22 protein-coding genes are annotated in these 26,639 nt (G+C 68.9%); 12 read left to right on the top strand and 10 right to left on the bottom strand.

The annotated features are described in order from the left end of the window. The first annotated feature begins 14 nt into the window (after positions 1-14). Both argF and AC07OC_RS25870 read left to right on the top strand, forming a co-directional pair. Positions 15-935: an ornithine carbamoyltransferase gene (gene argF / locus AC07OC_RS25875; RefSeq protein ID WP_494602571.1), complete on the top strand. Its 921-nt coding sequence runs from the start codon at positions 15-17 to the stop codon at positions 933-935. A 14-nt stretch (positions 936-949) separates the two neighbouring features. Beyond that, positions 950-1,630, top strand: coding sequence for an HD domain-containing protein (locus AC07OC_RS25870; RefSeq protein ID WP_369641791.1), 681 nt, complete (start codon positions 950-952; stop codon positions 1,628-1,630). Positions 1,631-1,637: 7 nt separating this feature from the next. Here the strand turns inward: AC07OC_RS25870 and AC07OC_RS25865 are convergent, their stop codons facing one another. After that, a complete protein-coding gene (locus AC07OC_RS25865; RefSeq protein WP_369641790.1) occupies positions 1,638-2,012 on the bottom strand; it encodes a copper-binding protein in 375 nt (124 codons plus the stop codon). Beyond that, positions 2,000-3,967 (bottom strand): S9 family peptidase, encoded by a 1,968-nt coding sequence (locus tag AC07OC_RS25860; RefSeq protein ID WP_494602569.1) that lies wholly within the window; start codon positions 3,965-3,967, stop codon positions 2,000-2,002. Before AC07OC_RS25860 ends, AC07OC_RS25865 begins: the two co-directional genes overlap by 13 nt. A gap of 134 nt (positions 3,968-4,101) precedes the next feature. Between AC07OC_RS25860 and AC07OC_RS25855 the strand changes: the two genes are divergently transcribed. The 5 genes from AC07OC_RS25855 to kynA all read left to right on the top strand — a co-directional run bounded on the left by AC07OC_RS25855 (position 4,102) and on the right by kynA (position 9,407). Continuing rightward, a complete protein-coding gene (locus tag AC07OC_RS25855) occupies positions 4,102-4,758 on the top strand; it encodes a response regulator (protein WP_218293668.1) in 657 nt (218 codons plus the stop codon). Continuing rightward, the gene (locus tag AC07OC_RS25850) at positions 4,755-6,185 is read left to right on the top strand and encodes a sensor histidine kinase (RefSeq protein ID WP_494602567.1); all 1,431 of its coding nucleotides are present in this window, start codon (positions 4,755-4,757) and stop codon (positions 6,183-6,185) included. The genes AC07OC_RS25855 and AC07OC_RS25850 overlap by 4 nt, the downstream gene beginning before the upstream one ends. Positions 6,186-6,432: 247 nt before the next feature. Further along, complete coding sequence (gene kynB / locus AC07OC_RS25845) at positions 6,433-7,092, top strand: arylformamidase (RefSeq protein WP_494602565.1); 660 nt, start codon at positions 6,433-6,435, stop codon at positions 7,090-7,092. 92 nt (positions 7,093-7,184) lie between these two features. Then, entirely contained in the window at positions 7,185-8,495 is a 1,311-nt protein-coding gene (gene kynU / locus AC07OC_RS25840; RefSeq protein ID WP_494602563.1) for a kynureninase, read from the top strand. Between the two features lie 18 nt (positions 8,496-8,513). After that, positions 8,514-9,407 carry a tryptophan 2,3-dioxygenase gene (gene kynA / locus AC07OC_RS25835; RefSeq protein ID WP_494602561.1) on the top strand — a complete coding sequence of 298 codons (894 nt, stop codon included), beginning with the start codon at positions 8,514-8,516 and terminating at the stop codon, positions 9,405-9,407. Between the two features lie 194 nt (positions 9,408-9,601). Here the strand turns inward: kynA and AC07OC_RS25830 are convergent, their stop codons facing one another. Further along, positions 9,602-11,611, bottom strand: coding sequence for a beta-propeller domain-containing protein (locus tag AC07OC_RS25830; protein WP_494602559.1), 2,010 nt, complete (start codon positions 11,609-11,611; stop codon positions 9,602-9,604). Between the two features lie 170 nt (positions 11,612-11,781). Here AC07OC_RS25830 and AC07OC_RS25825 point away from each other — a divergent pair, with 170 nt between their 5' ends. Both AC07OC_RS25825 and AC07OC_RS25820 read left to right on the top strand, forming a co-directional pair. Next, positions 11,782-12,618 carry a DUF6502 family protein gene (locus AC07OC_RS25825; protein ID WP_494602557.1) on the top strand — a complete coding sequence of 279 codons (837 nt, stop codon included), beginning with the start codon at positions 11,782-11,784 and terminating at the stop codon, positions 12,616-12,618. Next, positions 12,602-13,105, top strand: a complete 504-nt coding sequence (locus AC07OC_RS25820; RefSeq protein WP_369641783.1) for a hypothetical protein — start codon at positions 12,602-12,604, stop codon at positions 13,103-13,105. Before AC07OC_RS25825 ends, AC07OC_RS25820 begins: the two co-directional genes overlap by 17 nt. 342 nt (positions 13,106-13,447) lie before the next feature. Here the strand turns inward: AC07OC_RS25820 and AC07OC_RS25815 are convergent, their stop codons facing one another. Next, a complete protein-coding gene (locus tag AC07OC_RS25815) occupies positions 13,448-13,813 on the bottom strand; it encodes an MliC family protein (protein WP_218293660.1) in 366 nt (121 codons plus the stop codon). Between the two features lie 647 nt (positions 13,814-14,460). Here AC07OC_RS25815 and AC07OC_RS25810 point away from each other — a divergent pair. Continuing rightward, complete coding sequence (locus tag AC07OC_RS25810; RefSeq protein WP_218341878.1) at positions 14,461-15,654, top strand: MFS transporter; 1,194 nt, start codon at positions 14,461-14,463, stop codon at positions 15,652-15,654. On the opposite strand, the gene AC07OC_RS25805 is transcribed toward AC07OC_RS25810, so the two are convergent. After that, positions 15,620-16,111 carry a hypothetical protein gene (locus AC07OC_RS25805; protein ID WP_218341871.1) on the bottom strand — a complete coding sequence of 164 codons (492 nt, stop codon included), beginning with the start codon at positions 16,109-16,111 and terminating at the stop codon, positions 15,620-15,622. The two genes, AC07OC_RS25810 and AC07OC_RS25805, sit on opposite strands and share 35 nt — an antisense overlap. 86 nt (positions 16,112-16,197) lie before the next feature. On the opposite strand from AC07OC_RS25805, the gene AC07OC_RS25800 reads away from it, so the two are divergent. Together AC07OC_RS25800 and AC07OC_RS25795 are read left to right on the top strand one after the other, a co-directional pair. Continuing rightward, positions 16,198-17,058 (top strand): ornithine carbamoyltransferase, encoded by an 861-nt coding sequence (locus tag AC07OC_RS25800; RefSeq protein WP_218341872.1) that lies wholly within the window; start codon positions 16,198-16,200, stop codon positions 17,056-17,058. Then, complete coding sequence (locus AC07OC_RS25795) at positions 17,045-17,407, top strand: MerR family transcriptional regulator (RefSeq protein ID WP_218341873.1); 363 nt, start codon at positions 17,045-17,047, stop codon at positions 17,405-17,407. Before AC07OC_RS25800 ends, AC07OC_RS25795 begins: the two co-directional genes overlap by 14 nt. Before the next feature lie 158 nt (positions 17,408-17,565). Here AC07OC_RS25795 and AC07OC_RS25790 read toward each other — a convergent pair whose 3' ends face one another. The 5 genes from AC07OC_RS25790 to AC07OC_RS25770 form a co-directional block, all read right to left on the bottom strand. After that, the gene (locus AC07OC_RS25790; RefSeq protein WP_218341874.1) at positions 17,566-19,194 is read right to left on the bottom strand and encodes a SpoVR family protein; all 1,629 of its coding nucleotides are present in this window, start codon (positions 19,192-19,194) and stop codon (positions 17,566-17,568) included. Beyond that, the gene (locus AC07OC_RS25785) at positions 19,191-20,456 is read right to left on the bottom strand and encodes a YeaH/YhbH family protein (RefSeq protein ID WP_218293655.1); all 1,266 of its coding nucleotides are present in this window, start codon (positions 20,454-20,456) and stop codon (positions 19,191-19,193) included. The genes AC07OC_RS25790 and AC07OC_RS25785 overlap by 4 nt, the downstream gene beginning before the upstream one ends. 56 nt (positions 20,457-20,512) lie before the next feature. Continuing rightward, positions 20,513-22,435 carry a PrkA family serine protein kinase gene (locus AC07OC_RS25780; RefSeq protein WP_218341875.1) on the bottom strand — a complete coding sequence of 641 codons (1,923 nt, stop codon included), beginning with the start codon at positions 22,433-22,435 and terminating at the stop codon, positions 20,513-20,515. 236 nt (positions 22,436-22,671) lie between these two features. Beyond that, the gene (locus tag AC07OC_RS25775; RefSeq protein ID WP_218293653.1) at positions 22,672-23,886 is read right to left on the bottom strand and encodes an FAD-dependent monooxygenase; all 1,215 of its coding nucleotides are present in this window, start codon (positions 23,884-23,886) and stop codon (positions 22,672-22,674) included. A 75-nt stretch (positions 23,887-23,961) separates the two neighbouring features. Then, the gene (locus AC07OC_RS25770; RefSeq protein ID WP_218293652.1) at positions 23,962-26,478 is read right to left on the bottom strand and encodes a putative bifunctional diguanylate cyclase/phosphodiesterase; all 2,517 of its coding nucleotides are present in this window, start codon (positions 26,476-26,478) and stop codon (positions 23,962-23,964) included. Between the last annotated feature and the right edge of the window lie 161 nt (positions 26,479-26,639).

Genomic DNA, 26,639 nt, shown 5'->3' with positions numbered 1-26,639 from the left:
GATACATTGCATCCATGAAACATTACCTGCAGTTCAACGACCTCACCGCCGACGAATACGCCTACCTGTTCGAGCGCGCCGCGCTCATCAAGAAGAAATTCAAGGCCTACGAAAAGCACCACCCGCTGGTGGACCGCACGCTGGCCATGATCTTCGAGAAGGCCAGCACGCGCACGCGCGTGAGTTTTGAAGCCGGCATGTACCAGCTGGGCGGCTCCGTGGTGCACCTGACCACGGGCGACAGCCAGCTGGGCCGCGCCGAGCCCATCGAGGACAGCGCCAAGGTCATCAGCCGCATGGTCGACCTGGTGATGATCCGCACCTACGAGCAGGCCAAGATCGAGCGCTTTGCCACCAACTCGCGCGTGCCGGTCATCAACGGCCTGACCAACGAATACCACCCCTGCCAGATCCTGGCCGACATCTTCACCTTCATCGAGCACCGCGGCGCCATCAAGGGCAAGACCGTGGCCTGGGTGGGCGATGGCAACAACATGGCCAACACCTGGCTGCAGGCGGCATCGCTGCTGGGCTTCAAGGTGCACGTGAGCACGCCGCGCGGCTACGAAGTGGATGAGAAACTGGCCGCTGGCGCCCGCGGAATCAGCGCTGGCAGCTATCAATTCTTTAGCAACCCGCTGGAAGCCTGCCAAGGCGCCGACCTGGTGACCACCGACGTGTGGACCAGCATGGGCTACGAGGCCGAGAACGAAGAGCGCAAGAAAGCCTTCGCCGACTGGTGCGTGGACGCCGAAATGATGGCCGCCGCCAAGCCGGACGCCCTGTTCATGCACTGCCTGCCCGCCCACCGGGGCGAAGAAGTCGAAGCGGACGTGATCGACGGGCCGCAGTCCGTGGTGTGGGACGAGGCAGAAAACAGGATGCACGTGCAAAAGGCACTCATGGAGTACCTTTTGCTCGGCCGCGTGGCCTGATCCACTTCTCCACCATGCCCTGGCGCCGCCAGCCCGTCCATGGCGCCGAACTGCAGGCGCACTGGAACGCGCTGGGCCAGTCGCTGGGCCGCGACACCCCCGCCTGGCGCGCCGAGGGCCGGCGCCTCATCCTGGGCTGGGCCCACTGGCCCCGCGCGTACCACGACACCACCCATCTGTGGGCCTGCCTGCGGCACCTGCAAACGGTGCAGGATCAGCAGCCCGGTGCCCTGCAAGACCCCCATGCCACCGCCCTCGCCCTGTGGTTCCATGACGCGATCTATTGGCCGTGGAGCAAGCACAACGAGGAGCGCAGTGCCGACGGGGCCATGCGCTTCCTGCGCAGCCAGAACCTGCCCGAGCCCATGGTCCTGCGCGTGCACCAGCACATCCTCGACACCCGCCACAACCCCGGCGCGCTGGCCGGTGATGCGCAATGGGTTGTCGACATCGATCTGGCCATCCTCGGCCAGATCGACGCGGTCTACCGCCAGTTCGAGCGCAATGTGCGGCGTGAGTACTTCTTCGTGCGCTGGCCACGGTATGCAGCGGGGCGCAGCGCGGTGCTGCAGGGGTTTCTGGAGCGGCCGCGAATCTATGGCACGGAATGGTTCCATGAACGCCATGAAGCGCAGGCGCGCATCAACCTAAGCAACGCCTTGGCAGCCCTGCGAGCGGGAACGCTCTACGCCTGAGCCCCCATCAGTCGCAGGGTTCGAATCGCTTGCACTCGTCAGCAATGTGGATGGCGGTCAGCGTGTTTTCACCGTCCACGCGCCGAGCCTGAAACCTGACCCATGCGCCCTCGGAGATGCCGGCCAGAAGGCTTGCGTCGACGACCCGAAAGGTCTGCGTCGCGAACGGAATCTTCGCGCGGGGCAGCAACTTCAGGCGCACATACAGCTTCTTGCCGCCGCTCCCGCTTTCGCGGTCCACGGACACCACACGCGCCCGCGTGTAGACCGCTTCCGTGGAACCTTGATCAGCCGCCTGCGCGGCGGCGGCGGCAGCGCCAGCACCGATCATCGCCCACACCGTCAGAACCCAGGCACCGCGCGGCATGGTCAAAACGCCCACGCGCCCAGCTGGTAGTAGTCGAACCCACCTGTGCGCCCGCCCAGGCATTGGGCCAGGAAGTCTTCGGTCTTGCGGTACATGGTGAGGTTGTTGCTCCACTTCTGGTTGCCATGGCCGTCGCCGGTGAAGGTGACGTAGTCCACCTCCTTGCCCGCCTTGCGCAGTGCGGCCACCATCCGTTCGGACTGATCCAGCTTCACCCGGGGGTCGTTCACGCCATGCATGACGAGGATGGGCTTTTGCGCATGCTCGGCGCGGTACAGGGGCGACTTGGCATCCATGCGGGCGCGGTCCTCCGGCACGGCCGGATTGCCCACATAGCGATGCCACCAGGGCAGGCCCAGCTCCCAATAGGGCGGCGCGGCCTCCAGCAGCCGGGCGATGTCCGTCACGCCCACCACGTCCACGGCGCAGGCAAAGACCTCAGGGGTAAAGGTCGCGCCGACCAGCGCCGAGTAGCCGCCGTAGCTCGCGCCGTAGATCGCCACGCGCGTCGGGTCGGCCACGCCCTGCTCCACGGCCCAGCGCACGCCGTCCACCAGGTCATCGTGCATGCGTCCCGCGAATTCACCCATGGCTCTTTCCATGTGCGCGCGGCCATAGCCGCTGGAACCCCGGTAGTTGACCTGCAGCACGGCATAGCCCCGGTTGGCCAGAAACTGCTGCATGGCGCGGCTCGTGGCCCCGTCGCCCCAGCGGTCGCGCGCCCAGGGGCCGCCATGCACCAGCAGCACCATCGGCAACCGCTGCGGCGCCACGCCCTGCGGCAGCGTGAGGTACCCGTGCACCGTCAGGCCGTCGCGTGCGGTGTAGGTGATGGGCCTGGTCGGTGCCAGGTCCTTGGCAATCAGGCTCAGGCGGTTTTCCCCGAGGAACCGTGGCTCGTGCCCTTCGCGCAGCAGATAGCTGCGCGTGCCGCGGTCCGTGGAGACAGCTACCGTCAACACGGTGTCGGTGCGGTCCATGCTGGTCACGAACACCTCTGCCGACTGTTCGCCCGCCAGTGCGGACAGCCGCGCGGCCAACGCGGGGTCGAACACCTGGCGCGCCGGGTAGCCTGGCATGAAGTTGGCCACCAAAGGCTCGCGCGTTCGGCGGCTCAGCGTTACGCTGTCCAGGTCCACATCGGGCGATGCGAACAACTCATCCTCGGCGCCGGTGATCATGTCGAGCCGCACCAGCGCCAGCTTGTCGCGGCCACGGTTGGACAGAGCCCACGCCTTGCGCCCCTCGTCGTGCAGGCCAAAGATGCTCAGGGTGTCCCAGCGGCTGCGCTGCGCCACGGTGACCCAGCTGCCGGGCTCCGTGCCTGGACGCTCCAGCAGGGCCTCGTCGCCGCGCAACTGCGCGCGCGCCCGCAGCTGGCCACCCGGGTCCACGCCCCACCAGTTGACGTTGCCAGGGTTGGTGGCCAGCAGCACCGGCGCGCCGCCTGCAGCGCTGACCCGGTACAGGTCGAAGACTTTCTTGTCGCGCTGGTTGGAGGTGACGATGAAGTCGGCAGTGCCCTCCACGGCGTCCACAAAATGCGCCACCGAACGGGGCGCCGGCATCAGCTCGCGCAAGTCCGTGCCGGGGCCCTCCACTTCGCCCGCAAAGATGCGCGTGTTCTCATCGCCCGTGAGGTCGGCCGTGATGCCCAGCCAGCGGCTGTCTGCGCTGAAGCGGATAGATCGGGCCCGGATGCGGAAGGCCTTGGCACTGCCACCGTCGATAGGCTGCACCCAGATCGCGGGCACCACGCCATCCACGCCGAACCAGGCGATGCGCTGGCCGTCCGGCGACACCCGGTAACCACCGGTGGACTGCCGGCTGGCCACGAAGTCGCGCACCGGCACCAGATCGGGCAACTGACCGCCCACCAGTGCAGGGTGCGCAGGGCCACTGGCGCAACCCGCCAGCCACAGTGCACACACCGCCAGACCTGCCCATGTGCAGAACCGTTTCATTTGCATGCCACCCGCTCCCGATATTGCTTGTTGATGTGCTTGGGATTGTGAAAGAGCCCAGCTTAAGGCACGCCAAAGAAGGTCCGCCGATCGCGCACGCTACAGGCCGCCGCGCATTGCCAGCCCCCACAATGCCTCCCATGCACATCCTGCTCATCGAAGACGACCTCGACCTGGGCCGCGCGCTGCAGTCCGCGCTGAAGGTGGAGGGCCTGACCAGCGAATGGCTGCGCCGCGCCGTGGATGCGCCGGCCACGGTGGACGCAAACACCATCGACTGCGTGCTGCTGGACCTGACCCTGCCCGACGGCAGCGGGTTCGACCTGCTCGCCCGCTGGCGCGCGCAGGGCCAGCAGGTGCCCATCATCGTGATCACCGCGCGCTCGGCGGTCGAGGACCGGCTGGCGGGGCTGGACGGCGGCGCGGACGACTTCGTGATCAAGCCCTTCGCCACGGCCGAGCTGATGTCGCGCATCCGTGCGGTGCTGCGCCGCAGCGCGCGGCAGGCCAGCGAGCGCTGGGTGCTGGGCGAGCTGGTGGTCGAGCCCCGGCGCCACCAGGCGCGGCGCGGCGGCGAGCCGCTGGATCTGTCGCCGCGCGAGTTCCAGCTGCTGCTGGAGCTGGCGCGCGAGCCCGGCGCCGTGGTGCCCAAGGGCGTGCTCGCCCAGCGGCTGGACCCGCTGGGCGAGCCGGTGGATTTCGGCGCCATCGAAGTGCACGTGTCCAACCTGCGCCGCAAGATCGGGCCGGAGCTGATCCGCACCGTGCGCGGGGTGGGCTATCTGCTGCAGGCATGACCCGCCCCATCTCCCTTCCCCGCAAGCTGCACACCGCCTGGACCAGGCTGGCGGAGCCCACGCTGGTGCGCCGCAGCGTGATCTCGGTCATGGTGGCCTTCGTCCTGGTGTGGGTTGTCCTGCTCGGCTACAACTACGTCAACTACAAGCAGGCCATCACCTATGACCCGGGCCTGCAGAAGTATGGCGACGCGGTGCTGGACTCACTGGCCCACCTCACGGACCGTTCGCAAGCCTCCGCCGCTCTGGCCTCGACCGACCACTGGACCAACATCCGCCGCCGCCAGATCGGCCTGCTGCCCGGCACATTGCTGCATGAACTGAAAGACGCCGCCACCGGCCAGCCGGTATTCGCATCGCCCGGATTGCAACCATTGACGCCGCCGCCCGCCACGCCAGAAGCGGTGGGCGTGATCACGGAGGCCCGTCTGGGCGGCACCGTCTACCGCATCTACACGGGCCACAACGCGCGCTGGGCCTTGCGGGTGATCGAGCCCAAACGCACGGACTCCAACTTCCTGCAGTACAACGGCCGTGCGCTGGTGCCCTACCTGCTGCTGGCCTCGCCCTTCGTGCTGCTGCCCGTCTGGCTGTCGGTGCGCAATGGCCTGCGCCCCCTGCAGCAACTCGCCCGGCGCATCGCACAGCGCAACACCGACGACCTGAAGCCCGTGGGCTTCAACGCGCGGCACCGCGAGCTCAAGCCGCTGGAACAGTCGCTAGACCACCTCTTCGCCCAGCTGCGCCAGAAGGTCGAGCGCGAGCGGGCCTTCGTGCAGGATGCCGCGCACGAGATCCGCACGCCGCTGGCCGTGATCACGGCGCAGGCCCATGTGATGGCGCGCTCGCAGAGCGAGGACGAACGCACGCAGGCCCAGGCGCACCTGGAGCAGGCCATTGCCCGCACCTCGCACCTGGCGCAGCAGCTGCTGGACCTGGCCGCGCTCGACGAGGCACAGCGCCCCGCACCGCGCGACCTGGACGTGGCGCAGTGGCTGCGCGCCGCGCTCGCACAGGCCGCGCCGCAGGCGATGGCGCGGCAGATCGAGCTGTCGCTGGACGCGCCCGACAGCCTGCCCGCGCGGCTCGACCTGCCCGCCTTCGAATCCATCGCGCACAACCTCATCGACAACGCCGTGCGCTATGCCGAGTCGGGCGGCAGCGTGTCGCTCACCCTGCGCGAGGAAGCCGGCGAGCTCCACCTGGCGGTGCAGGACGACGGGCCGGGCATTCCCGCCGCCGAGCGCAGCCGGGTGTTCGAGCGTTTCTACCGGGGCCTGGGGCATGCCGCCAACGGCTCGGGGCTGGGCCTGGCCATCGTGCGGCAGGCCGTGCTGCGCATGGGCGGGCAGGTGCGGCTGGGGGACGGCCTGAATGGCCGGGGCGTGGGCTTTTTCGTCAGCATTCCCCTCCAGCGCGCTGCCTGACAGGCCCTTCCTGGGCCGCCCCGCCAGGCGCATCCGGCCGCCTGCGGCATCTGCGCAGGGCGCCCGTCCCCTGCCGGGGGGTTCGAGGCCAGAGCCACCGGGCGCGCACGCGGCACGGGCTGCCGCCGCTGGGGGCAGGGCCGATCTTCCAGGCCTGCCACGCAGATCGTTTAGGCTTCAACAAAATGCGAAAGGTGTTGGAAATAACCGACACCATGGTTTTTGCGGGACATGCAAACTTTGTCCCATGCCAACCAGCCCCTCTTCTTCCACAGCCCACAGGCTCTGGGACATTTCGCCGCCCGTGCACGCGGGCAGCCCCGTGTTCCCGGGCGATACGGCCTACAGCCAGCAGTGGTGCGCCACCATCGGGCCCGGCTGCCCGGTGAACGTGAGCGCCATCACGCTGTCGCCCCACGTGGGCGCGCATGCCGATGCGCCCCTGCACTACGACGAGCATGGCGCCAGCATCGGCGACGTGCCGCTCGACGCCTTCCTGGGCCCCTGCCGCGTGATCCACGCCATCGCGCGCGGGCCGCTCATCACCTGGGACCATATCGCGCACGCGGTGGACGCCACCCTGCCCCAGCGCGTGCTGGTGCGCACCTACGAACACATGCCGGTGGACCGCTGGGATGGCGCGCTGGCGGCCTACGCCCCCGGCACCATCGAGCGCCTGGCCGACCTGGGCGTGCTGCTGGTGGGCATCGACACCGCCAGCATCGACCCGGCGGACAGCAAGACGCTCGACAGCCACCAGGTCATCCGCCGCCGCGGCCTGCGCGTGCTCGAAAACCTGGTGCTCGACGAGGTGCCCGAGGGCGACTACGAGCTCATCGCCCTGCCGCTCAGGCTCGCCACCGCCGACGCATCGCCGGTGCGCGCCGTGCTGCGGCGGCTGGCCTGAACCACCGCATTTTCAAGCCTTTTTGGCCACTACCGCTTGATGGAAAAGCGCCAATAGCTATCAAAACAGAAGCGAACCATCCACCTGCCACCATGACCCTCACCGCACAAGACTGCCGCGCCCTCGATGCGCAAGACCCCCTCGCCCCGCTGCGCGGGCACTTCACCCTGCCCCCGGGCGTGATCTACCTGGATGGCAACTCGCTGGGCGTGGCCCCCAAGGCCGCGGCAGCCCGCGTGGCCGATGTGGTGACGCGCGAGTGGGGCACGGACCTCATCAAATCCTGGAACACCGCCAGCTGGTTCGATCTGCCCCAGCGCCTGGGCAACCAGCTGGCTCCGCTGATCGGCGCGGGCCCGAACGAAGTGGTGTGCACCGACAGCACCTCGATCAACCTGTACAAGGTGCTGAGCGCGGCGCTGAACATCGCCCGCGAGGACGGGCCGGCGCGCAAGCGCGTCGTGAGCGAGCGCAGCAACTTCCCCACCGACCTGTACATCGCCGAGGGCCTGTGCAAGGAGCGCTGTCTGGAGCTGGTGCTGGTGGAGCCCGAGGAGATCGCCGCCGCGCTGGCCCCCGACGTGGCCGTGCTGATGCTCACCCACGTGAACTACCGCACCGGCGCCATGCACGACATGGCCGCCATCACGGCCGCAGCGCATGCCCAGGGCATCCTGTGCGTGTGGGACCTGGCGCACAGCGCGGGCGCGGTGCCGGTCGACCTGCATGGCGCGGGCGCCGACTTCTCCATCGGCTGCGGCTACAAGTACCTCAACGGCGGCCCCGGCGCACCGGCGTTTGTGTGGGTGCACCCGCGCCACGCCGACCGCTTCTGGCAGCCGCTGTCGGGCTGGTGGGGCCACGCGGCTCCGTTTGCCTTCACCCCCGACTACAAACCCGCACCAGGCATCACGCGCTACCTGTGCGGCACGCAGCCCATCATCAGCCTGTCGGCGCTGCAGTGCGGGCTGGACGTGTTCACGGCCGCGCAGGCGCTGGGCGGCATGGCCGCGCTGCGCACCAAGTCGCTGGCACTCACCGACCTGTTCATACAGCTCGTGGAAGAACGCTGCGCGGGCCACGGCCTGGGCCTGGCCACGCCGCGCGACCATGCCCGGCGCGGCTCGCAGGTGTGCCTGACGCGCGACGAGGGCGCGGGCGTCAACGGCCAGGGCAGCGGCGCCTATGCCATCGTGCAGGCGCTGATCGCGCGCGGCGTGATCGGCGACTTCCGCAAGGGGGACGGCGGCCAGGGCCCGCACAAGGACATCCTGCGCTTTGGCTTCACGCCGCTGTACCTGGGCTTTGAAGACGTGTGGAATGCCGTGGAGCACCTGCGCCAGGTGCTGGAGAGCGGCGACTGGCAAAAGCCCGAGTTCAACCAGACGCACGCCGTGACCTGACCGGGAAGGAGATTGACCATGTGCCCCTTCTCGCAAACCCCGTCGCAAGGCGCTGCCGGCGCAGCGTCCGCCACGCCCCTGCCCGAGTCCATCGTGCACGAGGAACGCGCCCAGCTCGACTTCAGCCAGTCGATGAGCTACGGCGACTACCTGCAGCTCGACGCCATCCTCACCGCGCAAAAGCCGCTCTCGCCCGCGCACGACGAGATGCTGTTCATCGTGCAGCACCAGACCAGCGAGCTGTGGATGAAGCTCATGCTGCACGAGCTGCGCGCGGCCATTGCGCACATCGCCAACGACGAGTTGCAGATGGCCTTCAAGATGCTGGCGCGCGTCTCCAAGATCATGGAGCAGCTGGTGCACGCCTGGGACGTGCTGGCCACCATGACGCCGCCCGAATACACCGCCATGCGCCCGTACCTGGGCCAGTCCAGCGGCTTTCAGAGCTACCAGTACCGCAGCATCGAGTTCGCCCTGGGCAACAAGAACCGCGCCATGCTCAAGCCCCACGAGCACCGCGCCGACCTGCGGGCCCAGGTGCAGGCCGCGTACGAGGCGCCCTCGCTGTACGACGAAGCCCTGCGCCTGCTGGCGCGCCGCGGCATCCCCGTGCCCGCCAGCCACCTGGAGCGCGACTGGACCCAGCCCTACGCGGAAAGCGACGGCGTGGAGCAGGCCTGGCTGGTGGTGTACCGCAACCCCAAGGAGCACTGGGACCTGTACCAGCTGGGCGAGGAACTCACCGACCTGGAAGACGCATTCCGCCTGTGGCGCTTCCGGCATGTGACCACCGTGGAGCGCGTGATCGGCTTCAAGCGCGGCACGGGCGGCACCGGCGGCGTGAGCTACCTGCGCAAGATGCTGGACGTGGTGCTGTTCCCCGAGATCTGGAAGCTGCGCACGGACCTCTGAGCAGCGGGACCACGGGCCTGCCAGCACGCAAAAAAGAAGCCTGCCGCCCCCTGGCGAACAGGCCTTCGAGATGCCGGCAGCGCTTTCCACACAAGCGCTGGCAGCTATTATTTTTGTAGTTTTTTCTCCCTTGAGCACGCGTCCCCGCCCAGCCCGCCACTGGCCGCGCCGGGACGTTCATCCTGGCGCCGCCTTCAGTCCCCCACCTTGGTGAACACCTGCCCGCCCGAGAGCTGGTAGGCGGCGTTGTCCACCTGCAGGCTGCGCTCGCTGGTGATGTCGAAACGCTGGTGGAGCTCGGGCGTGTCGCCGTTCAGGATGGGCGTGGAGACGGCCATGGAGCGCAGCGCCAGCGTGCCCGCGCTGGTGTTCACTTCCAGCCGTGCGGCCCCCTGGTAGCCCCGCAGCGCAGGCGATGTGCCGGCGGCCGTCGGGGCCTGGTAGACCCGGGCGGGAAACGCCAGGCGCACCCGGGTGTCCAGGGCCTGCACGTCGAGCACGGGGCGCGTGCTGTCGAGCGTGGTGATGCTGCCACGGCCACCCAGCTTCCCGGCCGCCAGCCGCCGGCCCTGCGCCGGGTTGCGCACGTCAAACAGCGCAAGCTGGATGCCCTCGGCCGTGCCGCCGAGCGTGCTGTCCTTGCCCACGCCCAGCAGCAGCCCGCCGGGCAGCGGGACCAGGTGGTCCGCATGGCCGCCAGCCGCCAGCTCGCCCGCCACCGTGGGGTTCGCCGGGCTGGCCAGGTCGAGCACCCACACGGGCTCGGCCGCGGCGAAGGTGGTGGCATAGGCCCGTGGGCCCGCGAAGAACACGGTGTCCACCTGCTGGTCGCCGCGTGCCGTGCGCGGCTTGAGGGCCAGCTTGGCCTGCACGCTCAGGCGGCTGTCGCTGCCGCTGTCGCGCAGCACCGTCAGCAGCGCGGGCGAGGCCTGCTGCGCCTGGATGGTCACCGGCGGCATGCCGCTTTGGCCCGCCGCGCCCGTGAAGGTCAGCACGCGCAGGTCGTTCTGGTGCTCGTTCAGGCGCGACGGCATGCGGCGCAGGTCCCAGCCCAGGTGGCCGTCCACGCTGCCCGATGCGTCGTAGTCCACCTGCGCGCCCCGGAAGGTGAACTTGTGGATGTCGGTGCGACTGCCCGCCGGGAACACGGTGTTGATCACGTCGCCGCCATAGCGGTACTGGCGCGAGCTGGCCACGTACACGCTGCGCGCGCCCAGGTGCACCGCCTCGCTGCCCCCCGCGAAGCACCGGCTCGTGCGCGCCAGGTTCGATGACGCCAGGTCGATGGCCGTGATGGAAGTGAGCTGCAGCGACAGCGAGGCATTGCCCGTCTGCACCAGGCAGTCGGCTTCGTTCACCAGCGGCTGGGGCTGGCCGCCGTCCACGCGCAGGGTCGGAATCAGCGCGGCGGTGTTCAGGTCCTTGAGCGCGGCCTCCACGGCCGATGCCGAAGCCCCGGCAGGCACGTTGAAGCGCAGAAGGTCGGGCGACCAGGTGGTGACCAGGTACAGCGTGTTGCCAATCAGGCGGCTGCCCACCAGCAGCCCGTCGATGCGCATCTGCTTGAGCTGCATCGGGGCCGCGTCCTTGCCGACCGAGAACAGGTCCAGCGACAGCATGCGGCTGTATTCGGGCATCACGGTGATGCCCGCGTCCGCCGCCACGATGGGCTGCCGATCGGCATACGGGTCCTGCTGGGACAACACGGCGGCACGCGTGCCGCCGCCCGCCACGTACAGGCCATGGGGGATGAACTTCGCGTCCAGCGTGACGCGGCCCACGTTGCTCAGGCTGCCATCGGCCGCGCGGGCCAGGGCCGAGAAACGCGGAGGTTCACGGCCCGCGTCCGTGGCGTAGGCCCGGTGCAGGCCGTAGAGCATGCCGCCCTCGGCCTTGATGAGGCCGTCTTCCTCCACCGCAGGCCCGGCCAGCGGCACGCCCGTGTTGGCGACCACGCTGCCCGCGGCGCTCAGCGCCCCCACGGTGGGCACGGTGATGGCCGTGCCGCTGTAGCCCAGCGCGGCACGCTGGGCGATCTTGGCCTTGAAGTACGCCACCAGATCGCCAGAGCGCGTGACCTGCAGCCGCGCCTCGTTGGGCGTGAGCGGCCCGCCGCCATCCCCGCTGCCCCCGCCGCACCCGGACACGAATGCGGCCGTTGCCACGGCCAGCCAGGCGGGCGGCACGCCCGCGACCTTCTTCATCAACCCTCGGTATGCCATTCGATTTTTCTCCCTGTGGATGGATCTGGGCCCCGGGCGCCTTCGCCACCGGCCTCGATTTGAATAAGTGGGATAATATCCCACAAAATTTCCACCGGTCAACCGTATGACAATGGCCACCCGCCCCTGACACGCCCCGCGCCCACACCCGCATGCCTTCCCGCTCCGCCATCGTCCTGGCTTCCGCCCTGCATGTGCTGCGCCCTCTGGCGCGGTTGCTGCTGCGCAATGGCGTGGCCTACCCGGCCTTCGCGGCGGCCATGAAGAAGGTGTTCCTGGAGGCCGCCCAGGACGAACTGCAGGGCACGGGCAAGAAGGCCACCGACAGCGCCCTGAGCCTGATGTCCGGCGTGCACCGGCGCGACGTGCGCAACCTGGGCCGCCTGGCCGAGCCCGCCGCCGAGGACGGGCCCGCCGAGACCCCCCTCAGCATGGCCAGCCAGGTCGCGGCGCGCTGGCTGAGCCAGGCCGATTGCCTGGACGACGAAGGCCAGCCCCGCGCGCTGCCCCGCAGCAGCAGCAATGGCGATGCGCCCCACTTCGATGCGCTGGTGGCCGGCATCAGCAGCGACGTGCGGCCCCGTGCCGTGCTCGACGAGCTGGTGCGGCTGGGCATGGCCGAGGAAAGCGGGGACGGGCAGGTCCGGCTGCTGGCGGCGGGCTTCGTGCCGCGCCAGGGCTTCGCGGAAATGGCGCGGCTGATGCAGGACAACCTGCACGACCACCTGGCCGCCGCCAGCCTGAACCTGCAAGGCGGGCACAACTACCTGGAGCAGGCCGTCTTCGTGGACCATCTCAGCGAGGAGTCCGCCCAGCGCCTGCATGCGGTGGCGGCCAGGGCATGGCGCCAGGCGTTCAAGACGGTGATGACCGAGGCCCAGGCCCGCTACGACCACGACCAGCACAACACCCCGCCCGGCGAGCGCAACCGGCGCGCCCGCTTTGGCAGCTACTTCTATGCCGCAGACAAAGATGAACGTCCTTCCTGAACGCCTGGCCCGCGGGGCCAGACTGCTCACACTGGCCACCTTGCTGGCCCTGGCCGCCTGCGGCCCCGGCACGGGCGGAACCGGCACGGGGCCCATCAGCGGGGTACTCAACTTCTCGGGCTCGGGTTTCTCGGCGGGCGTGCCCTGTCCCACCTGCGGCCAGGTCAATCTGCGGCTGGAGGATGAGCTGGTCGAGCTGACCGTCACCTGCCGGCGCTTCATCCACACCGGCCCCTGGGAGATCGACGCCCAGGGCCTGGCCGTGCTGGAAGGCACCCTGGAGACCACGGGTTTCGACAATGGCCTGGCGCTGACGGGCACCGTGCCCGCGGTCCTGCGGCTGCAGTTCAGCGAAACGCGGGCCGACAACAGCCGGGAGGTGGCCGCCACGGTGCGCGACGCCCATGGCAACCACCTGGTGGAGCCGCTGACGCTGGAACAGCGCCCGGCCGCCGCCTCGCCCGAGGCGTGCACCGCCGGCAGCTAGGGGCCGGGCGGGCGGCGGGCGGTGCGGATGGCGGCACAGGCCGGGCGAACGGCCGGCGCAGCCCGCCTTCCGTCATCACATCCGCCCGCACGCACGCGCGCCGGATAGTTGGACTTCGGCCGCAGCCACGCGAAGTACGGGGTTCAAGGGAAGGGGATTGCCCGGGCCGCACGGAGCCTGGCGCGCGGGGCACCTGCCCGCGGCGTCGCACAGGCCCTGAGCACGAACATGGAGCGGGCGCCACGCAGCACACCGCAGGGATGGCCGGCGTGCGCCATGCCACCGGCCCCGCGGCCCCGCCTGAAGGAGAAGGCGAGGAAAAAAGCGGGGCGGAAAGGAAGGCTACCGGGCGCTGCCGGCCACCATCATGGGGCGGCTGCTGCGACACCAGATCGGTGCCAGGTGGCCGATCTGGATGGTCAGCTCGTTGCCCTTGCCCAGCACGGTCGTCGGGCCATTGCTGTAGGCGTACCCCGTCTCGGCCACCTGCTTGGGCAGATCGACCGTCCAGCCACTGCGCAGCAGCACACCCATGCCCTGTTCGGGATAGAACTGCATTTCCACCTTTTCGCCGTTGCCGCACGCGAACTGCATGCTGCTGCGGTCCACCGGCTCACTGAAAGCCTGCAGGGCGGGCGGCTGGCTGGCACAGCCCGTCAGCATCAGGGTCGCCAGCGCACCTGAACTCAGCAAAACCATCTTCTTCATCGGTCACTCCTGACGTCGCGGTGCACCTTGCAGCCCACCCGACAACTTCCAACGTCCAACGGCTCGAGGCCCCCTGGCCCCGTAAGCACGAACCTTGCCACTACCACCCACTGCCTGCGCCATCCTGCTTGCGAGAGACCGAAACCAACGACTTCAGAACCATGACCCACACCGGCGCAAGGCATGCCCACAAGAGTGCCTCAGGCCCCCTGGCCCGTCATTGGGGTGATCCCCACATCGAGAGCCTCCTCTAAAGTCTGCCCCGCCCCTGTGGCGCCCTCGTGACGGACCCCAAAGCCCCTTCGCGGGGTGCCATTGAAGCCATGCAGCGGCGCAATGCGCTGCGCTGCGCCCGATTGAGAGCACATTTCGCCAAAGATGCGGGGTGGCCGACACGCCGCGCCGGCCGCCGGCAGGGGATCGGGACATACCCTAGGCGCCCCTTCGCGCGGCGCCCTCGCAGCCGCCCGGCTTGTCCGCCAGCGACAGCCAGGGCGCCGCCGTGCAGTTACCCTCGGTGGGCAGCGCGCCCTTTGCCTGGTTGAACCGCAGTCCGGGGCGCCGCGCACTACAGGAGATCCATCACCGTGCAGGCGCCCCCTTCCCCCACGCCCTCCCCGCTTCTGGCGCCCCGCGCCGCCTGGGCCATGCTGCTCGCGCTGGTCTCCGGCTTCGCGCTGAGCCAGGCGTTTCGCACCATCACCGCCATCATGGCCACCGGGCTGCGCGCGGAGTTCGGCCTCTCGGCCGAGGCACTGGGGGTCTTCGCGGGGGCGTTTGCCTTCGCCTTCGGCACCATGCAGCTCTTCATGGGCATCGGCATCGACCTGTACGGCGTGCGGCGCACGCTGCTGGTAGCGTTTCCGCTCGCCATCGCGGGCTCGCTGCTCTCGGCGCTGGCCCCGAGCTACGGCGGCGTGTTGCTGGGCCAGGTGCTCATCGGCGTGGGCTGCGCGCCCGCGTTTCTGGTCTGCACGGTGTTCATCGCGCGCTACTTCCCCGCCAGCCGCTTCGCGATGGTGTCGGGCGTGGCCATGGGCGTGGGCGGGCTGGGCATGCTGTTCACGGGCACGCCGCTGGCCTGGCTGGTGCAGCAGTCGTCCTGGCGCATGGGCTTCGCCGTGCTGGCGAGCCTGGCCGCGCTGGCCTGGCTGCTGATCTTCTGGAGAGTGCATGAACCCACCCACCCCGTTCACGCCGCGCAGGCCCCGCAGCCGCGCGAGTCGGTGGGTGATGCGGTGCGCGGCTTCGGCGCCCTGTTCCTGCTGCCGCACACGGCCGGGATCATGCTGCTGGCGCTGATGACGTATGCGTCGTTCCTCACGCTGCGCGGGCTGTGGCTGGGGCCGCTGTTGATCGAGCGGCACGGCTATTCGCTGGTGGCCAGCGGCAACGTGGCCATGCTGTCGTCGCTGGTGTCGCTGTTCACCCCGGCCTATTTCGGCCGGCTGGACCCGGGCCCCGCGCGGCGCAGGCGCTGGCTGGCGGGCTTTACCGTGCTGCTCGCCGGGCTGTTCGCCGCCATCGGCTTCCTGCACGCCGAGTGGCTGGACGTGGGCGGCTCCATCGCCGTGGGCCTGCTGTCGGGCTACATGGTGCTGCAGTACGCGGACGTGCGCTCGTCCTACCCGGCGTCCATGACGGGGCGTGCCATGGCGGTGTTCACCATGGCGCTGTTCCTGGGCGTGGCGCTGATGCAGTGGGTGACGGGCCTGGCCGCCTCGCAGGCGGCCGCGCGGGGCGCGGACCCGTACGTGGCCGTGATGCTCACCATCGCCGGCATGCTGGCCGCGGGCGTGCTCGCCTTCAGGTTGCTGCCCGCACCGGCTCCCGCGCATTGACGCGGCCGCGGCCGGGCGGGCAGGCCGCCAGGCCCGCGCCCGCCACGCGCCACCACTGCAGCACGCCGAACAGCAGCTCGAACGCGGTGAAGCCCAGCACGATGGCGCTGGCCCCATGGGCCACGGCATAGATCTGCCATGCCGCGAACAGGAAACGGGCCACGCCATCGAGCCGCCCCAGCAGCAGCGAAGGCGCCGCGATGCGCGCCGCCGACCACACGACCACCACCGACCCCAGGAGGTTGGCCAGCAGCATGTGGGTGGTATCAAGCGGGTGCAGCGTGCCTGGCAGGGCCAGCGCCTGGGCGACAAGCCCCAGCTGCGCGTAGAGCCAGGCAAAGGTCCAGGGCAGCGCGAACGGCCAGGTCACGAGCAGGTCGTACCAGCCGCTGGCACGCACGACGCGCAGGTAGCGGGATTCGGAAAAGGCTGGGAACGTGGCAGCGAAAGTGGCCATGGCGGTGCGGTCATCGAAGTGAAAGAGGCCCCGAGCTTCAGGCCTGAAGTACGCTTCAGGGTCAAGCACTTTTTTGGGGCATCCGCATGGACCTTCTTCAGCTGGCCGACCTGCAGCCTGCCGACATACGCCAGATCTGGGCGCTCGCGGGCGGCGCGCCGGGCCCCGCGTTGGCGGGCACCGTGGCGTGGTCGTTCGAGGGCAACGGCATCCGCACGCGCACCACGTTCATCCAGGCGTTCCGGCAACTGGGCCTGGCGTTCACCGAGCTTCCCCATCTGCTCAAGACCGGGGAGCGGCCCGAGGACCTGGCCGGCTACCTGGACCCGTTCTACGCGCTGTACGTGGTGCGCGAGTCCGACCACCCCCGGCTCTCGGCCTTCGCGGCGGCGTCGCGCCGGCCCGTGATCAATGCAATGTCGGCCCAGGGCCACCCCTGCGAGGTGCTGACCGACGCGTACTACGTCGACAGCCGGATCAAGCCGCTGCGGGGAGCACGCGTGTGCCTGTGGGGGCCCAGCACCAACGTGTTCCGCTCATGGCACGAACTGGCACGGGTGATGGGGTTCGGGCTGGTGCAGGTGTGCGACCGGCGCTTTCACGAGGCGCTGCCGAACGTGCAATTCGTGGAGCCGTCCGCGCTGCCGGACGCGGTGGATGTGGTGGTCACCGACAGCTGGCCCGCCAGCGCCGAGGCCGGCGCCACCACGCAGGCCGACCTGGCGCCGTTGACCGAAGAGCATCTGGCCGCGATGGGCCACCCCGCCCTGCTGCCCACGCCGCCTTTCACCCTGGGCCGCGAGCTGGCGGTGGACCCGCTGGCCTACCCCGGCTTCGTGGGCTACGCACAAAAGGAACTGCTGCTGCCGGTACAGGCTGCCATCCTGCGCTGGGTGCTGGCATCGGAAAAAAAGGCCGGCACCGGGGACGCCCATGCGGATCGGTGAGCTCGCCGCCGCCTCGGGACTGAGCCGCGAGGCGCTGCGCTTTTATGAGCAGCAAGGGCTGATCCGCTCGCGCAGGCTGGCCAACGGCTACCGCGACTACCCACCCGAAGCGGTGATGCTGGTGCAGTACATCCGCATGGCGCAGCAGCTGGGCTTCACGCTGGCGGAGATTGGCGACCGGCTGCCCGGCATCTGGGACACGCCCGACCCCGCGCCCGCGCTGGCGCAGGTGCTGGCCACCAAACTGCAGGAGATCGACACGCGCATCGCCGCGCTGCAGGCGTTGCGCCAGACGCTGGCCGAACGCGTGGCCACCGACTGCCCGCTGCGCGCGGCGCAGGCTGGCTGAGGCCCGCTCCGCTTCAGAACTTTCAGCAAAAAGAGGCTCTTGCGCTTATCCATAAAGCGCTGCAAGCTATTTAATTAATAGCATCAAGGCAGTGATTGCAGTGGCGCCACGGGCACGGCAGGGCCGTTCCAGCCACCGCAGCGGCGGCTGGAACGCGCTCACGCAATGGACCCAGGCACCGTGTGCAGCAGCACCGGGTGGTTGCCGTAGGCGTCCACGCTCTCGATCTGCACGCCAAAACCCCACAGGCGCGCCACGTGCCTGAGCACCTCCTGCGTGTCGTCGCCCAGCGGGCGGCCCTGGTACTGGGTATGGCGCAGGGTCAGGCTGCGGTCACCGCGCAGGTTCACGTTCCACACCTGGATGTTGGGCTCGCGCGTGCCCAGGTCGTATTGCTGCGAGAGCATCTGGCGCAGGCCGCGGTAGCCGTTCTCGTCATGGATCTCGCTGACCACCAGCTCGCGCTCGTTGGCATCGTCGTGCAGGGCGAACAGCCGCATCTCGCGCATCAGGTGCGGGCTCAGGTACTGGCCGATGAAGCTCTCGTCCTTGAAGTTGCGCATGGCATGGTCGAGCGTGGGCAGCCACGGGGAGCCCGCGATGTCGGGGAACCAGCGCCGGTCTTCGGCCGTGGGGTTCTGGCAGATGCGCTGGATGTCGCGGTACATGGAAAAACCCAGCGCGTAGGGGTTGATGCCGCTGTAGGCGCGGTGCCCCACGGGGGGCTGGAAGATCACGTTGGTGTGCGAGCCCAGCCATTCGATCATCACCCCGTCGCTCAGGTAGCCCTCGTCGTACAGGGTGGTGAGCAGGGTGTAGTGCCAGAAAGTGGCCCAGCCCTCGTTCATGACCTGGCTCTGCCGCTGGGGGTAGAAATACTGCGCGATCTTGCGCACGATGCGCACGATCTCGCGCTGCCAGGGCTCCAGCAGCGGCGCGTTCTTCTCGATGAAGTACAGGATGTTCTCCTGCGGCTCCTTCGGAAAGCGGTGGTGCTCCTGCGCCGCGCCGTCCTTGCCGGGCCGGGTGGGCAGGGTGCGCCACAGCTCGTTGACCTGCTGCTGCGCGTAGGCCTCGCGCTGCTCGCGCTCCAGGCGCTCGCGTGCCAGGTTCTTCTTGGAGGGACGGCGGTAGCGGTCCACGCCAAAGTTGGCCAGCGCGTGGCACGAATCCAGAAGCCGCTCCACCTCGTCGAAGCCGTAGCGCTCCTCGCACTGGGCCACGTAGTCCTTGGCATACACCAGGTAGTCGATGATGGAGGAGGCGTCCGTCCACATGCGAAACAGGTAGTTGCCCTTGAAGAAGCTGTTGTGCCCGTAGGCCGCATGCGCGATCACCAGCGCCTGCATGGCGGTGGTGTTCTCCTCCATCAGGTAGCTGATGCAGGGGTTGGCGTTGATGACGATCTCGTAGGCCAGCCCCATGTGGCCGCGCCGGTAGCGCCGTTCGGTGGCCAGGAACTCCTTGCCGTAGCTCCAGTGGCGGTAGTTCACCGGCATGCCCACGCTGGAGTAGGCGTCCATCATCTGCTCGGCGGTGATGACCTCCAGCTGGTTGGGATAGGTATCCAGGCCGAAGCGCTCGGCGGTGGCGGCGATCGCGCCGTGGTAGCGCTCGATCAGCTCGAACGTCCAGTCGCCCGGGTCGGGCAGCGGCTGGGCGGGCCGCGCCCCGGCGGGCAGGAGCTGCTCGGGCACGGTGCGGTGGCGGCGCTCGCCGACGAGGGCGGTCTTCCAGGGGTTGTCGCGGATGCGACGCTCCAGCACCGGGTATTGGGTCATGTTCATACCTGCACCCCCTCGCTCTTGAAGAGGTCGCGGAACACGGGATAGATGTCGCCCGGCTCGGAGACCTTGCGCATGGCGAAATGGGGATGGAGCGCCAGCAACTGGCTGTATTCGTCCCACAGGTTCTGCTCTTCCTGGGCCACCTGCACGTAGGCAAAGTAGCGCACCAGCGGGAGGATCCGCTCCACCAGCAGGCTGCGGCAATTGCCGCTGTCGTTGGTGAAGTTGTCGCCATCGCTGACCTGGGCGGCGTAGATGTTCCAGTCCCCAGCGGGGTAGCGCGCGCGGATGATCTGGTCGAGCAGCACCAGCGCGCTGCTGACCACCGTGCCACCACTCTCGGTGGAGTGGAAGAACTGCTCCTCGCTCACCTCGGTGGCCTGGGTGTGGTGGCGGATGAAGACGATGTCGATCGTCTCGTAGTGCCGCGTGAGGAACAGGTACAGCAGGATGAAGAAGCGCTTGGCCAGGTCCTTGCGGGCCTCGTCCATGGAGCCCGAGACGTCCATCAGGCAGAACATCACCGCCTGGCTGTTGGGCACCGGCACCTGCACCCTGGCCCGAAAACGCAGGTCGATGGGGTCGAGGTACGGAATCCGGTCGATGCGCTGCCGGAGCGTGTCGATGCGGCGCTGCAGCTCGGCCACCGCCTCGCTGGTGCCGTCATCCTGCGCCAGCAGCGCGTCGAGCTGCGCCTGCAGCGCCACAAGCTCGCGGTGTGGCGCCTTGCCCAGCGCGATGCGCCGCCCCAGCGCCCCGCGCATGGTGCGCAGCACCGCCAGGTTGTTGGGAATGCCGTCCTGGCTGTAGCCGGCGCGGCGCGACTTCCATTTCGGGTTCTCTCCGATGTGCGTGCGCAGCAGGCGCGGCAGCGCGAGGTCTTCGAAGAAGAGCTGCATGAACTCTTCCTTGGTCAGCGTGAAGGTGAAGTCGTCCTCTCCCTCCCCGCTGTCGCTGGCCTGCGAGCCGCTGCCGGTTCCCCCCTTGGGCCGCGCGATGCGGTCGCCGCGCACATGCTCCGCATTGCCGGGGTGCACCATGTCGTGGATGCCGCCCTGGCCATGGTGGAACACGGGCTCGCCAATGTCCTTGCGCGGGATGGTGACGCTCTCGGCCTGCTCGATGTCGCGGATGCTGCGCCTGGACACAGCGCGGCGCACGCTGTCCGCGATCTGCTCCTTGAAGCGGCGGACAAAGCGCTCGCGGTTCCCGACCGACTTGTTCTTGCCTGCGAGCCTGCGGTCGATGATTTGCAATGCCATCTGCTTAGCTCCCATGCATGGACAGGCGCCCCGGCGGGACGCGCTGGCAACCCCGATCAACTGCTTTTTCGAACGCGCAGGTACCACTCGCACAACAAACGCACCTGCTTGGGGGTGTAGCCCTTGTCCACCATGCGGGTGACAAAATCCTCGTGCTTGCGCGCCTCCTCGGCACTGGCCTTCGCGTTGAAGCTGATGACGGGCAGCAGCTCCTCGGTGTTGGAGAACATCTTCTTCTCGATCACCAGGCGCAGTTTCTCGTAGCTGGTCCAGCTCGGGTTGTTGCCCTGGTTGTTGGCGCGCGCGCGCAGCACGAAGTTGACGATCTCGTTGCGGAAATCCTTGGGGTTGGCAATGCCCGCGGGCTTCTCGATCTTCTCGAGTTCGGCGTTGAGCGCACTGCGGTCGAACACCTCGCCGGTGTCGGTGTCGCGGTACTCGTTGTCCTGGATCCAGTAGTCGGCGTAGGTGACGTAGCGGTCGAAGATGTTCTGCCCGTACTCGCTGTAGCTCTCCAGGTAGGCCGTCTGTATCTCCTTGCCGATGAACTCGGCATAGCGCGGTGACAGGAACTCCTTGATGTAGCTGGTGTACTTGGTTTCCAGCTCGGAGGGGAACTGCTCGCGCTCGATCTGCTGCTCCAGCACATACATGAGGTGCACCGGGTTGGCCGCCAGCTCGGCGCTGTCGAAGTTGAACACCTTGGACAGGATCTTGAACGCGAAGCGCGTGGAGATGCCGGTCATGCCCTCGTCCACGCCGGCGTAGTCGCGGTACTCCTGGTAGCTCTTGGCTCGCGGGTCGGTGTCCTTCAGGCTCTCGCCGTCATACACCTGCATCTTGCTGAAGATGCTGGAGTTCTCGGGCTCCTTCAGGCGCGTCAAGATGGCGAACTGCGACATCATCTTGAGCGTGCCCGGCGCGCACACGGCGTTGCCCAGCGACGATTCGCGGATCAGCTTCTCGTAGATCCGTATCTCCTCGCTCACGCGCAGGCAGTACGGCACCTTGACGATGTAGATGCGGTCCAGGAAGGCCTCGTTGTTCTTGTTGTTGCGAAAGGCCTTCCACTCGCTCTCGTTGCTGTGGGCCAGCACCACGCCGTCGAACGGGATCGCGCCGAAGCCCTCCGTGCCCTTGTAGTTGCCCTCCTGCGTGGCGGTGAGCAGCGGGTGCAGCACCTTGATGGGCGCCTTGAACATCTCCACGAATTCCAGCAGCCCCTGGTTGGCCAGGCACAGGCCCCCGCTGTAGCTGTAGGCGTCGGTGTCGTCCTGGGCAAAGGTCTCGAGCTTGCGGATGTCCACCTTGCCCACCAGGCTGGAGATGTCCTGGTTGTTCTCGTCGCCCGGCTCGGTCTTGGCAATGCCCACCTGCTTCAAGATGCTGGGGTAGCGCTTGACCACGCGGAACTGGCGGATGTCGCCGCCGAACTCGTCGAGCCGCTTGACCGCCCAGGGCGACAGCACGCGCTGCAGGTAGCGCCGGTGAATGCCGAACTGCTCCTCCAGCACCGGGCCGTCCTCCATCGCGTCGAACAGCCCGAGCGGCGACTCGTTCACCGGAGAGCCCTTGATCGCATAGAACGGCACCTTCTGCATCAGGTACTTGAGCCGCTCGGCGATGGAACTCTTGCCCCCGCCCACCGGCCCCAGCAGGTAGAGGATCTGCTTGCGCTCCTCCAGCCCCTGCGCGGCATGGCGAAAGAAGCTCACCACCTGCTCGATGGCATCCTCCATGCCGTAGAACTCGGCGAACGTGGGGTAGCGCTTGATCACCTTGTTGGCGAAGATGCGCGACAGGCGCGGGTCGTTGCGCGTGTCCACCATCTCGGGATCGCCGATGGCGGCCAGCATGCGCTGGGCCGCCGTGGCATAGGCCATGGGATCGCGCTTGCACTCGGCGAGGTACTCGTCGATCGACATTTCCTCTTCGCGGCTGCGGGCGTAGCGCGCGGCGAAACTGCTGATGGCATCCATACGACCTCCTGTGGCGGCACCCCTGGCGGGCCCGGGAAGTGCCACGGTGTTGCAGTGGGAATCGCTACTGGCTCATCTCTTTGTAGCACCATGGTCCGCCCTTGAACAGGGTGTTTGTGTGCGCATGTGGTGCTTTTTACATCCATGGCCCCCCATGGATAGAGCAGGCATGCCGCGCAAAGTTCATTGGTGCGAGGGCCCCGCCATCCAGCGCGGCCAGCTATCGCGCAAGGGCATCACAGCGAACTGGCAATGGAGCCATCGCCCCGGTACAGCCAGGGCACGTCCAGCAGCCGTTCGCCCAGCAGGCGCAATGAGAGATCCCGCCCCCAGCGCACGGGGCCCATGGCGTGGAAGATGCGCCCGTTGCGCGTGGAGCGGGCCTGCACGCGCGCATTGCGCTGCCAACGGTTGAGGGCATACCGGGTCAGGCGCAGCGGCACCTCCAGGTCGTGCATGGCCAGCGCGCGCTGCAGCTCCGCCGCGTCCTCGATGGCCATGCCCGCGCCCTGGGCCAGGTAAGGGCGCATGGGGTGGGCGGCATCGCCCAGCAGGGCGACCAGGCCCTGCGCCATGTCGCCCGCGCCACGCACCGGCGGCCGGTCGCACAGCGGCCACAGGCGCCAGCCGCCCGCGCCGCCCTGGTCGCTCACGCTGCGCACCACGTCCTGCAGCGCGGTGCAGGTGCCCTGCAGGGCGTGTTCCAGCCCCGTGGCGTTGGCGGCATGGTCCCAGTTCTCCAGGTCTTGCGGCGCGGGGCCCTGCACGATGACGACGATGTTCTGCAGTTCGCCCCGGCGCACGGGGTACTGCACCGCATGCAGGCGCGGGCCCAGCCAGGCCGTGACCTGCGCGGTGCGCAGCGCGCCGGGCAGTGCGTGCTGCGGCACCAGGGCGCGGTAGGCCAGGTGCCCCGTCACGCGCGGCGCCACCGCGCCCAGCAGCTGCGTGCGGGTGCGGCTCCACAGGCCGTCGGCGCCGATGAGCGCATCGCCTTCCACCTCCTTGCCCCGGCTCGTGCGCACGGTGACGACGCCATCGCCGTCGGCAAAGCCCTCGATCGCGTGCGCGAGGTGCAGCTGCGTGTCGGTGTATTTGGTCAGCGCCGCCAGCAGCAGGCCATGCAGGTCGGCGCGGTGGATGGTGGCGTAGGCGGCGCCGTAGCGCTGCACCGCTGTCGGGCCCAGCGGCAGCACGGCCAGTTCGCGGCCGCTGACGGCATTGCGCACCTGCAGCCGGCTCGGAAACGCCGCCACGGCCTGCAGCGGCTGCTGCAGTCCCCAGGCCTGCAGGCGGCGCACCACGTTGGGCCCGATCTGCACCCCCGCGCCCACCTCGCTGAAGGCTGCGGCGCGCTCGTACAGCCGCACGTCCCAGCCCGCCCGCGATGCGCCCAGCGCCGCTGCCAGCCCCCCAATGCCGCCACCGGCGACCAGTACCTGCTTCTTCATGCACCGATTGTGCCGTGTGGACGCCCGCCGCGGCTTGTCATGGCGCAGGGCCCGCGCGAGGAAGGCAGCGCGCCGTCACAGCGCGGGCCGCAGGGCGCGCTCCAGCACCTCCGCCGGCATGGGGCGGCCAAACAGATAGCCCTGGAAAGCCTGGCAGCCGTGGCGCTGCAGGAACTCCAGCTGCCCCGTGGTCTCCACGCCCTCGGCCACCACGGCCAGGTCCAGGCTGTGCGCCAGGGCCAGGATGGTGCGCACGATGGCCGCGTCGTTGGGGTCGGTCTGCAGGTCGCGCACGAAGCCCTGGTCGATCTTGAGCTGGTCCAGCGGCAGGCGCTTGAGGTAGCTCAGCGACGAGTAGCCCGTGCCGAAGTCATCGAGCGAGAACCCCACGCCGTAGCGCCGCAGGTATTCCATGCGCGAGATCACGTCCTCCACATCCGCCAGCAGCAGGCTTTCGGTCAGTTCCAGCTTCAGGCGCTCGGGGTTGGCGCCGCTCTTGTGCAGGATGCCCAGCATCTGCTCGACGAAATCGGGCTGGCGGAACTGCCGCACGCTCACGTTCACCGACAGAAAGAACTGGCGCGTGAGCGAGCTGCGCGACCAGGCCACGAGCTGCGCGCAGGCGGCTTCGAGCACCCAGTGCCCGAGCGGCAGGATCAGCCCCGTCTGTTCGGCCAGCGGAATGAACTCGGCCGGTGATACGAGACCGCGCCGCGGGTGCTTCCAGCGCACCAGGGCCTCCGCGCCCTGCAGGCGGCCCTTGCCGTCCACCACGGGCTGGAAATACAGCACCAGTTCTTTTTCCTGCAGGCCCCGGCGCAGGTCGGCTTCCAGCGCCGAGCGGTTGCTGACGGCGGCCTGCATGTCGGGGTCGAAGAAGCGCTGGGTGTTGCGCCCCGCGGCCTTGGCCTGGTACATGGCCAGGTCGGCGTGCTTGAGCAGTTCGTCCACGCTGCAGGTCTGCTGGCCAAACAGCGCGATGCCGATGCTGGGCGTGCTGTGGTGGCTGGTCTCGCCCAGCGCGTAGGGCTTGCCCAGCGTGGTGGCGATGTGGCTGGCCACCAGGGCGGCCTCGGCGCTGGCATGGGGGCCGTCGGCGCTCAAGCCTTCCACCAGCACCACGAACTCATCGCCGCCAAAGCGCGACACGGTGTCGGCCTCGCGCACGCAGCCCTTCAGGCGTTGGGCCACCTGCAGCAGCAGCTGGTCGCCCGTGTCATGGCCCAGAGTGTCGTTGAGGTCCTTGAAGTTGTCCAGGTCGATGAACAGCAGCGCGCCCTGCGCACCCGACCGGGCGACCACCGCCATCGCGCGCTGCAGGCGGTCCACCAGCATGCGGCGGTTGGGCAGGCCGGTGAGCATGTCGTAGAACGCCAGGCGCTCGATCTGGCTTTCGACCTCCTTGCGCTCGGTGATGTCGCGGCCCACGCCCCGGTAGCCCCACAGCGCGCCCTGGGCATCGAACACGGGCACCCCGCTGACCGAGATCCAGTGCATGCTGCCATCGGGCCGGTGGCGCTGCAGCTCCAGGTCGCGAAACGGCTGCCGGGCCTGCAGCACCGCGCGGTGCGCCGCCCAGTCGGCCTCGGTCATGTTGAGCGCGCCGATCTCCCAGCGGGTGCGGCCCATCACGTTGGACAGGGGGATGCCATTGACGCTGAGATCGCCCGCCAACTGCACGAAGCGGCCTTCGGCGTCGTGCTCCCAGTACCAGTCGGACGACAGGTCGCTCAGCGAGCGAAAGCGTGCCTCGCTCTCGCGCAGCTCGTTCTCCACGCGCACGTAGTCGCTCACATCGGCGAAGGTGCGCACCAGGCCGCCGTCGGGCAGCTCGGTGGTGCGCACCTCGAAGGTACGGCCATCGCGCGTGGTGCGCCAGTAGACCGACGGGGCGGCGGCGACCGCGCCCCCCGCCACGTAGGCATGCCCGCGCCGGTCCACGAGGCGATGGCCTTCGCCAAAGTCGCCCCGCTCGGCCTGGATGCGGGTCAGGTCGGCCAGGGTGGGCCGCGTGGCCATCAGGGATTCGGGCAGGTCCAGCAGCTCGAGCACGCGCTGGTTGTAGACGGTGATGCTCCCATCCGGCGCGGTCTTGAAGATGCCCTGGCTCATGCTGGCAAGCGTGACCTGCAGCGTGGCGCGCTGCTCCTGCAGCAGGGTCAGCGCATCCTGCCAGATGCGGGCGTCCACCATGCGCACGGGCTGGCTCTGCCCCTGGGTCCTGTGCAGCAGCGCGGCCAGCCGGTGCAGCAGCTCGCCCAGGTGGGCCACGCCATCGGCGTCGCGCACCATGTAGTCGCCCAGTCCGCAGCGGAACGCGCGCGCGGCCAGGGCCTCCTGGTGGGCGTCGATGCACATGAGCACGGGGCGCCCGGCGCACAGCTCCAGCACGCCGGGCAGATCCTGCACCGAGGGCTTGAGGCACAGCACCACGGCATCCCAGGCCTGCGAGGCCAGCGGCGCCCGCGCGGTGTCCGGCGTGGGGCTGTTGACCACGCGCCAGCCCGGGTGGTGCGCGGCGATCAGGCGCCGCGCCACCGCGGCATGCTGCGTGTCGCTGTCCACCCAGAGGATGCCTGGCCCGGCGGTCATGGCTTGCGCCCCTCGGCCACGGCCACCACGGGCTGCGCGAACAGGCCCAGCTGGTGCTCGCGCACAAATACGTCGATGGGCACCGGCCGCCCGAAAAGAAACCCCTGGAACCCCTCGCAGCCATGCAGCCGCAGGAACGACAGCTGCCCCGTCGTCTCCAC

It is taken from the genome of Acidovorax sp. GW821-FHT10E04, from assembly GCF_059415185.1.
The sequence above is the reverse complement of the archived record's forward strand: the minus strand, read 5'-3'. Positions and strand labels throughout refer to the sequence as shown.

Coding starts and splice junctions, on each gene's coding strand:
- AC07OC_RS25850 (WP_494602567.1), top strand. CDS start 4,755: ATGACCCGCCCCATCTCCCTTCCCCGCAAGCTGCACACCGCCTGGACC.
- argF (WP_494602571.1), top strand. CDS start 15: ATGAAACATTACCTGCAGTTCAACGACCTCACCGCCGACGAATACGCC.
- AC07OC_RS25810 (WP_218341878.1), top strand. CDS start 14,461: ATGCTGCTCGCGCTGGTCTCCGGCTTCGCGCTGAGCCAGGCGTTTCGC.
- AC07OC_RS25790 (WP_218341874.1), bottom strand. CDS start 19,194: ATGAACATGACCCAATACCCGGTGCTGGAGCGTCGCATCCGCGACAAC.
- AC07OC_RS25855 (WP_218293668.1), top strand. CDS start 4,102: ATGCACATCCTGCTCATCGAAGACGACCTCGACCTGGGCCGCGCGCTG.
- AC07OC_RS25785 (WP_218293655.1), bottom strand. CDS start 20,456: ATGGCATTGCAAATCATCGACCGCAGGCTCGCAGGCAAGAACAAGTCG.
- AC07OC_RS25775 (WP_218293653.1), bottom strand. CDS start 23,886: ATGAAGAAGCAGGTACTGGTCGCCGGTGGCGGCATTGGGGGGCTGGCA.
- AC07OC_RS25815 (WP_218293660.1), bottom strand. CDS start 13,813: ATGAAGAAGATGGTTTTGCTGAGTTCAGGTGCGCTGGCGACCCTGATG.
- AC07OC_RS25830 (WP_494602559.1), bottom strand. CDS start 11,611: ATGAAGAAGGTCGCGGGCGTGCCGCCCGCCTGGCTGGCCGTGGCAACG.
- AC07OC_RS25860 (WP_494602569.1), bottom strand. CDS start 3,967: ATGCAAATGAAACGGTTCTGCACATGGGCAGGTCTGGCGGTGTGTGCA.
- AC07OC_RS25820 (WP_369641783.1), top strand. CDS start 12,602: ATGAACGTCCTTCCTGAACGCCTGGCCCGCGGGGCCAGACTGCTCACA.
- AC07OC_RS25795 (WP_218341873.1), top strand. CDS start 17,045: ATGCGGATCGGTGAGCTCGCCGCCGCCTCGGGACTGAGCCGCGAGGCG.
- AC07OC_RS25805 (WP_218341871.1), bottom strand. CDS start 16,111: ATGGCCACTTTCGCTGCCACGTTCCCAGCCTTTTCCGAATCCCGCTAC.
- kynA (WP_494602561.1), top strand. CDS start 8,514: ATGTGCCCCTTCTCGCAAACCCCGTCGCAAGGCGCTGCCGGCGCAGCG.
- kynU (WP_494602563.1), top strand. CDS start 7,185: ATGACCCTCACCGCACAAGACTGCCGCGCCCTCGATGCGCAAGACCCC.
- AC07OC_RS25780 (WP_218341875.1), bottom strand. CDS start 22,435: ATGGATGCCATCAGCAGTTTCGCCGCGCGCTACGCCCGCAGCCGCGAA.
- kynB (WP_494602565.1), top strand. CDS start 6,433: ATGCCAACCAGCCCCTCTTCTTCCACAGCCCACAGGCTCTGGGACATT.
- AC07OC_RS25870 (WP_369641791.1), top strand. CDS start 950: ATGCCCTGGCGCCGCCAGCCCGTCCATGGCGCCGAACTGCAGGCGCAC.
- AC07OC_RS25825 (WP_494602557.1), top strand. CDS start 11,782: ATGCCTTCCCGCTCCGCCATCGTCCTGGCTTCCGCCCTGCATGTGCTG.
- AC07OC_RS25800 (WP_218341872.1), top strand. CDS start 16,198: ATGGACCTTCTTCAGCTGGCCGACCTGCAGCCTGCCGACATACGCCAG.
- AC07OC_RS25770 (WP_218293652.1), bottom strand. CDS start 26,478: ATGACCGCCGGGCCAGGCATCCTCTGGGTGGACAGCGACACGCAGCAT.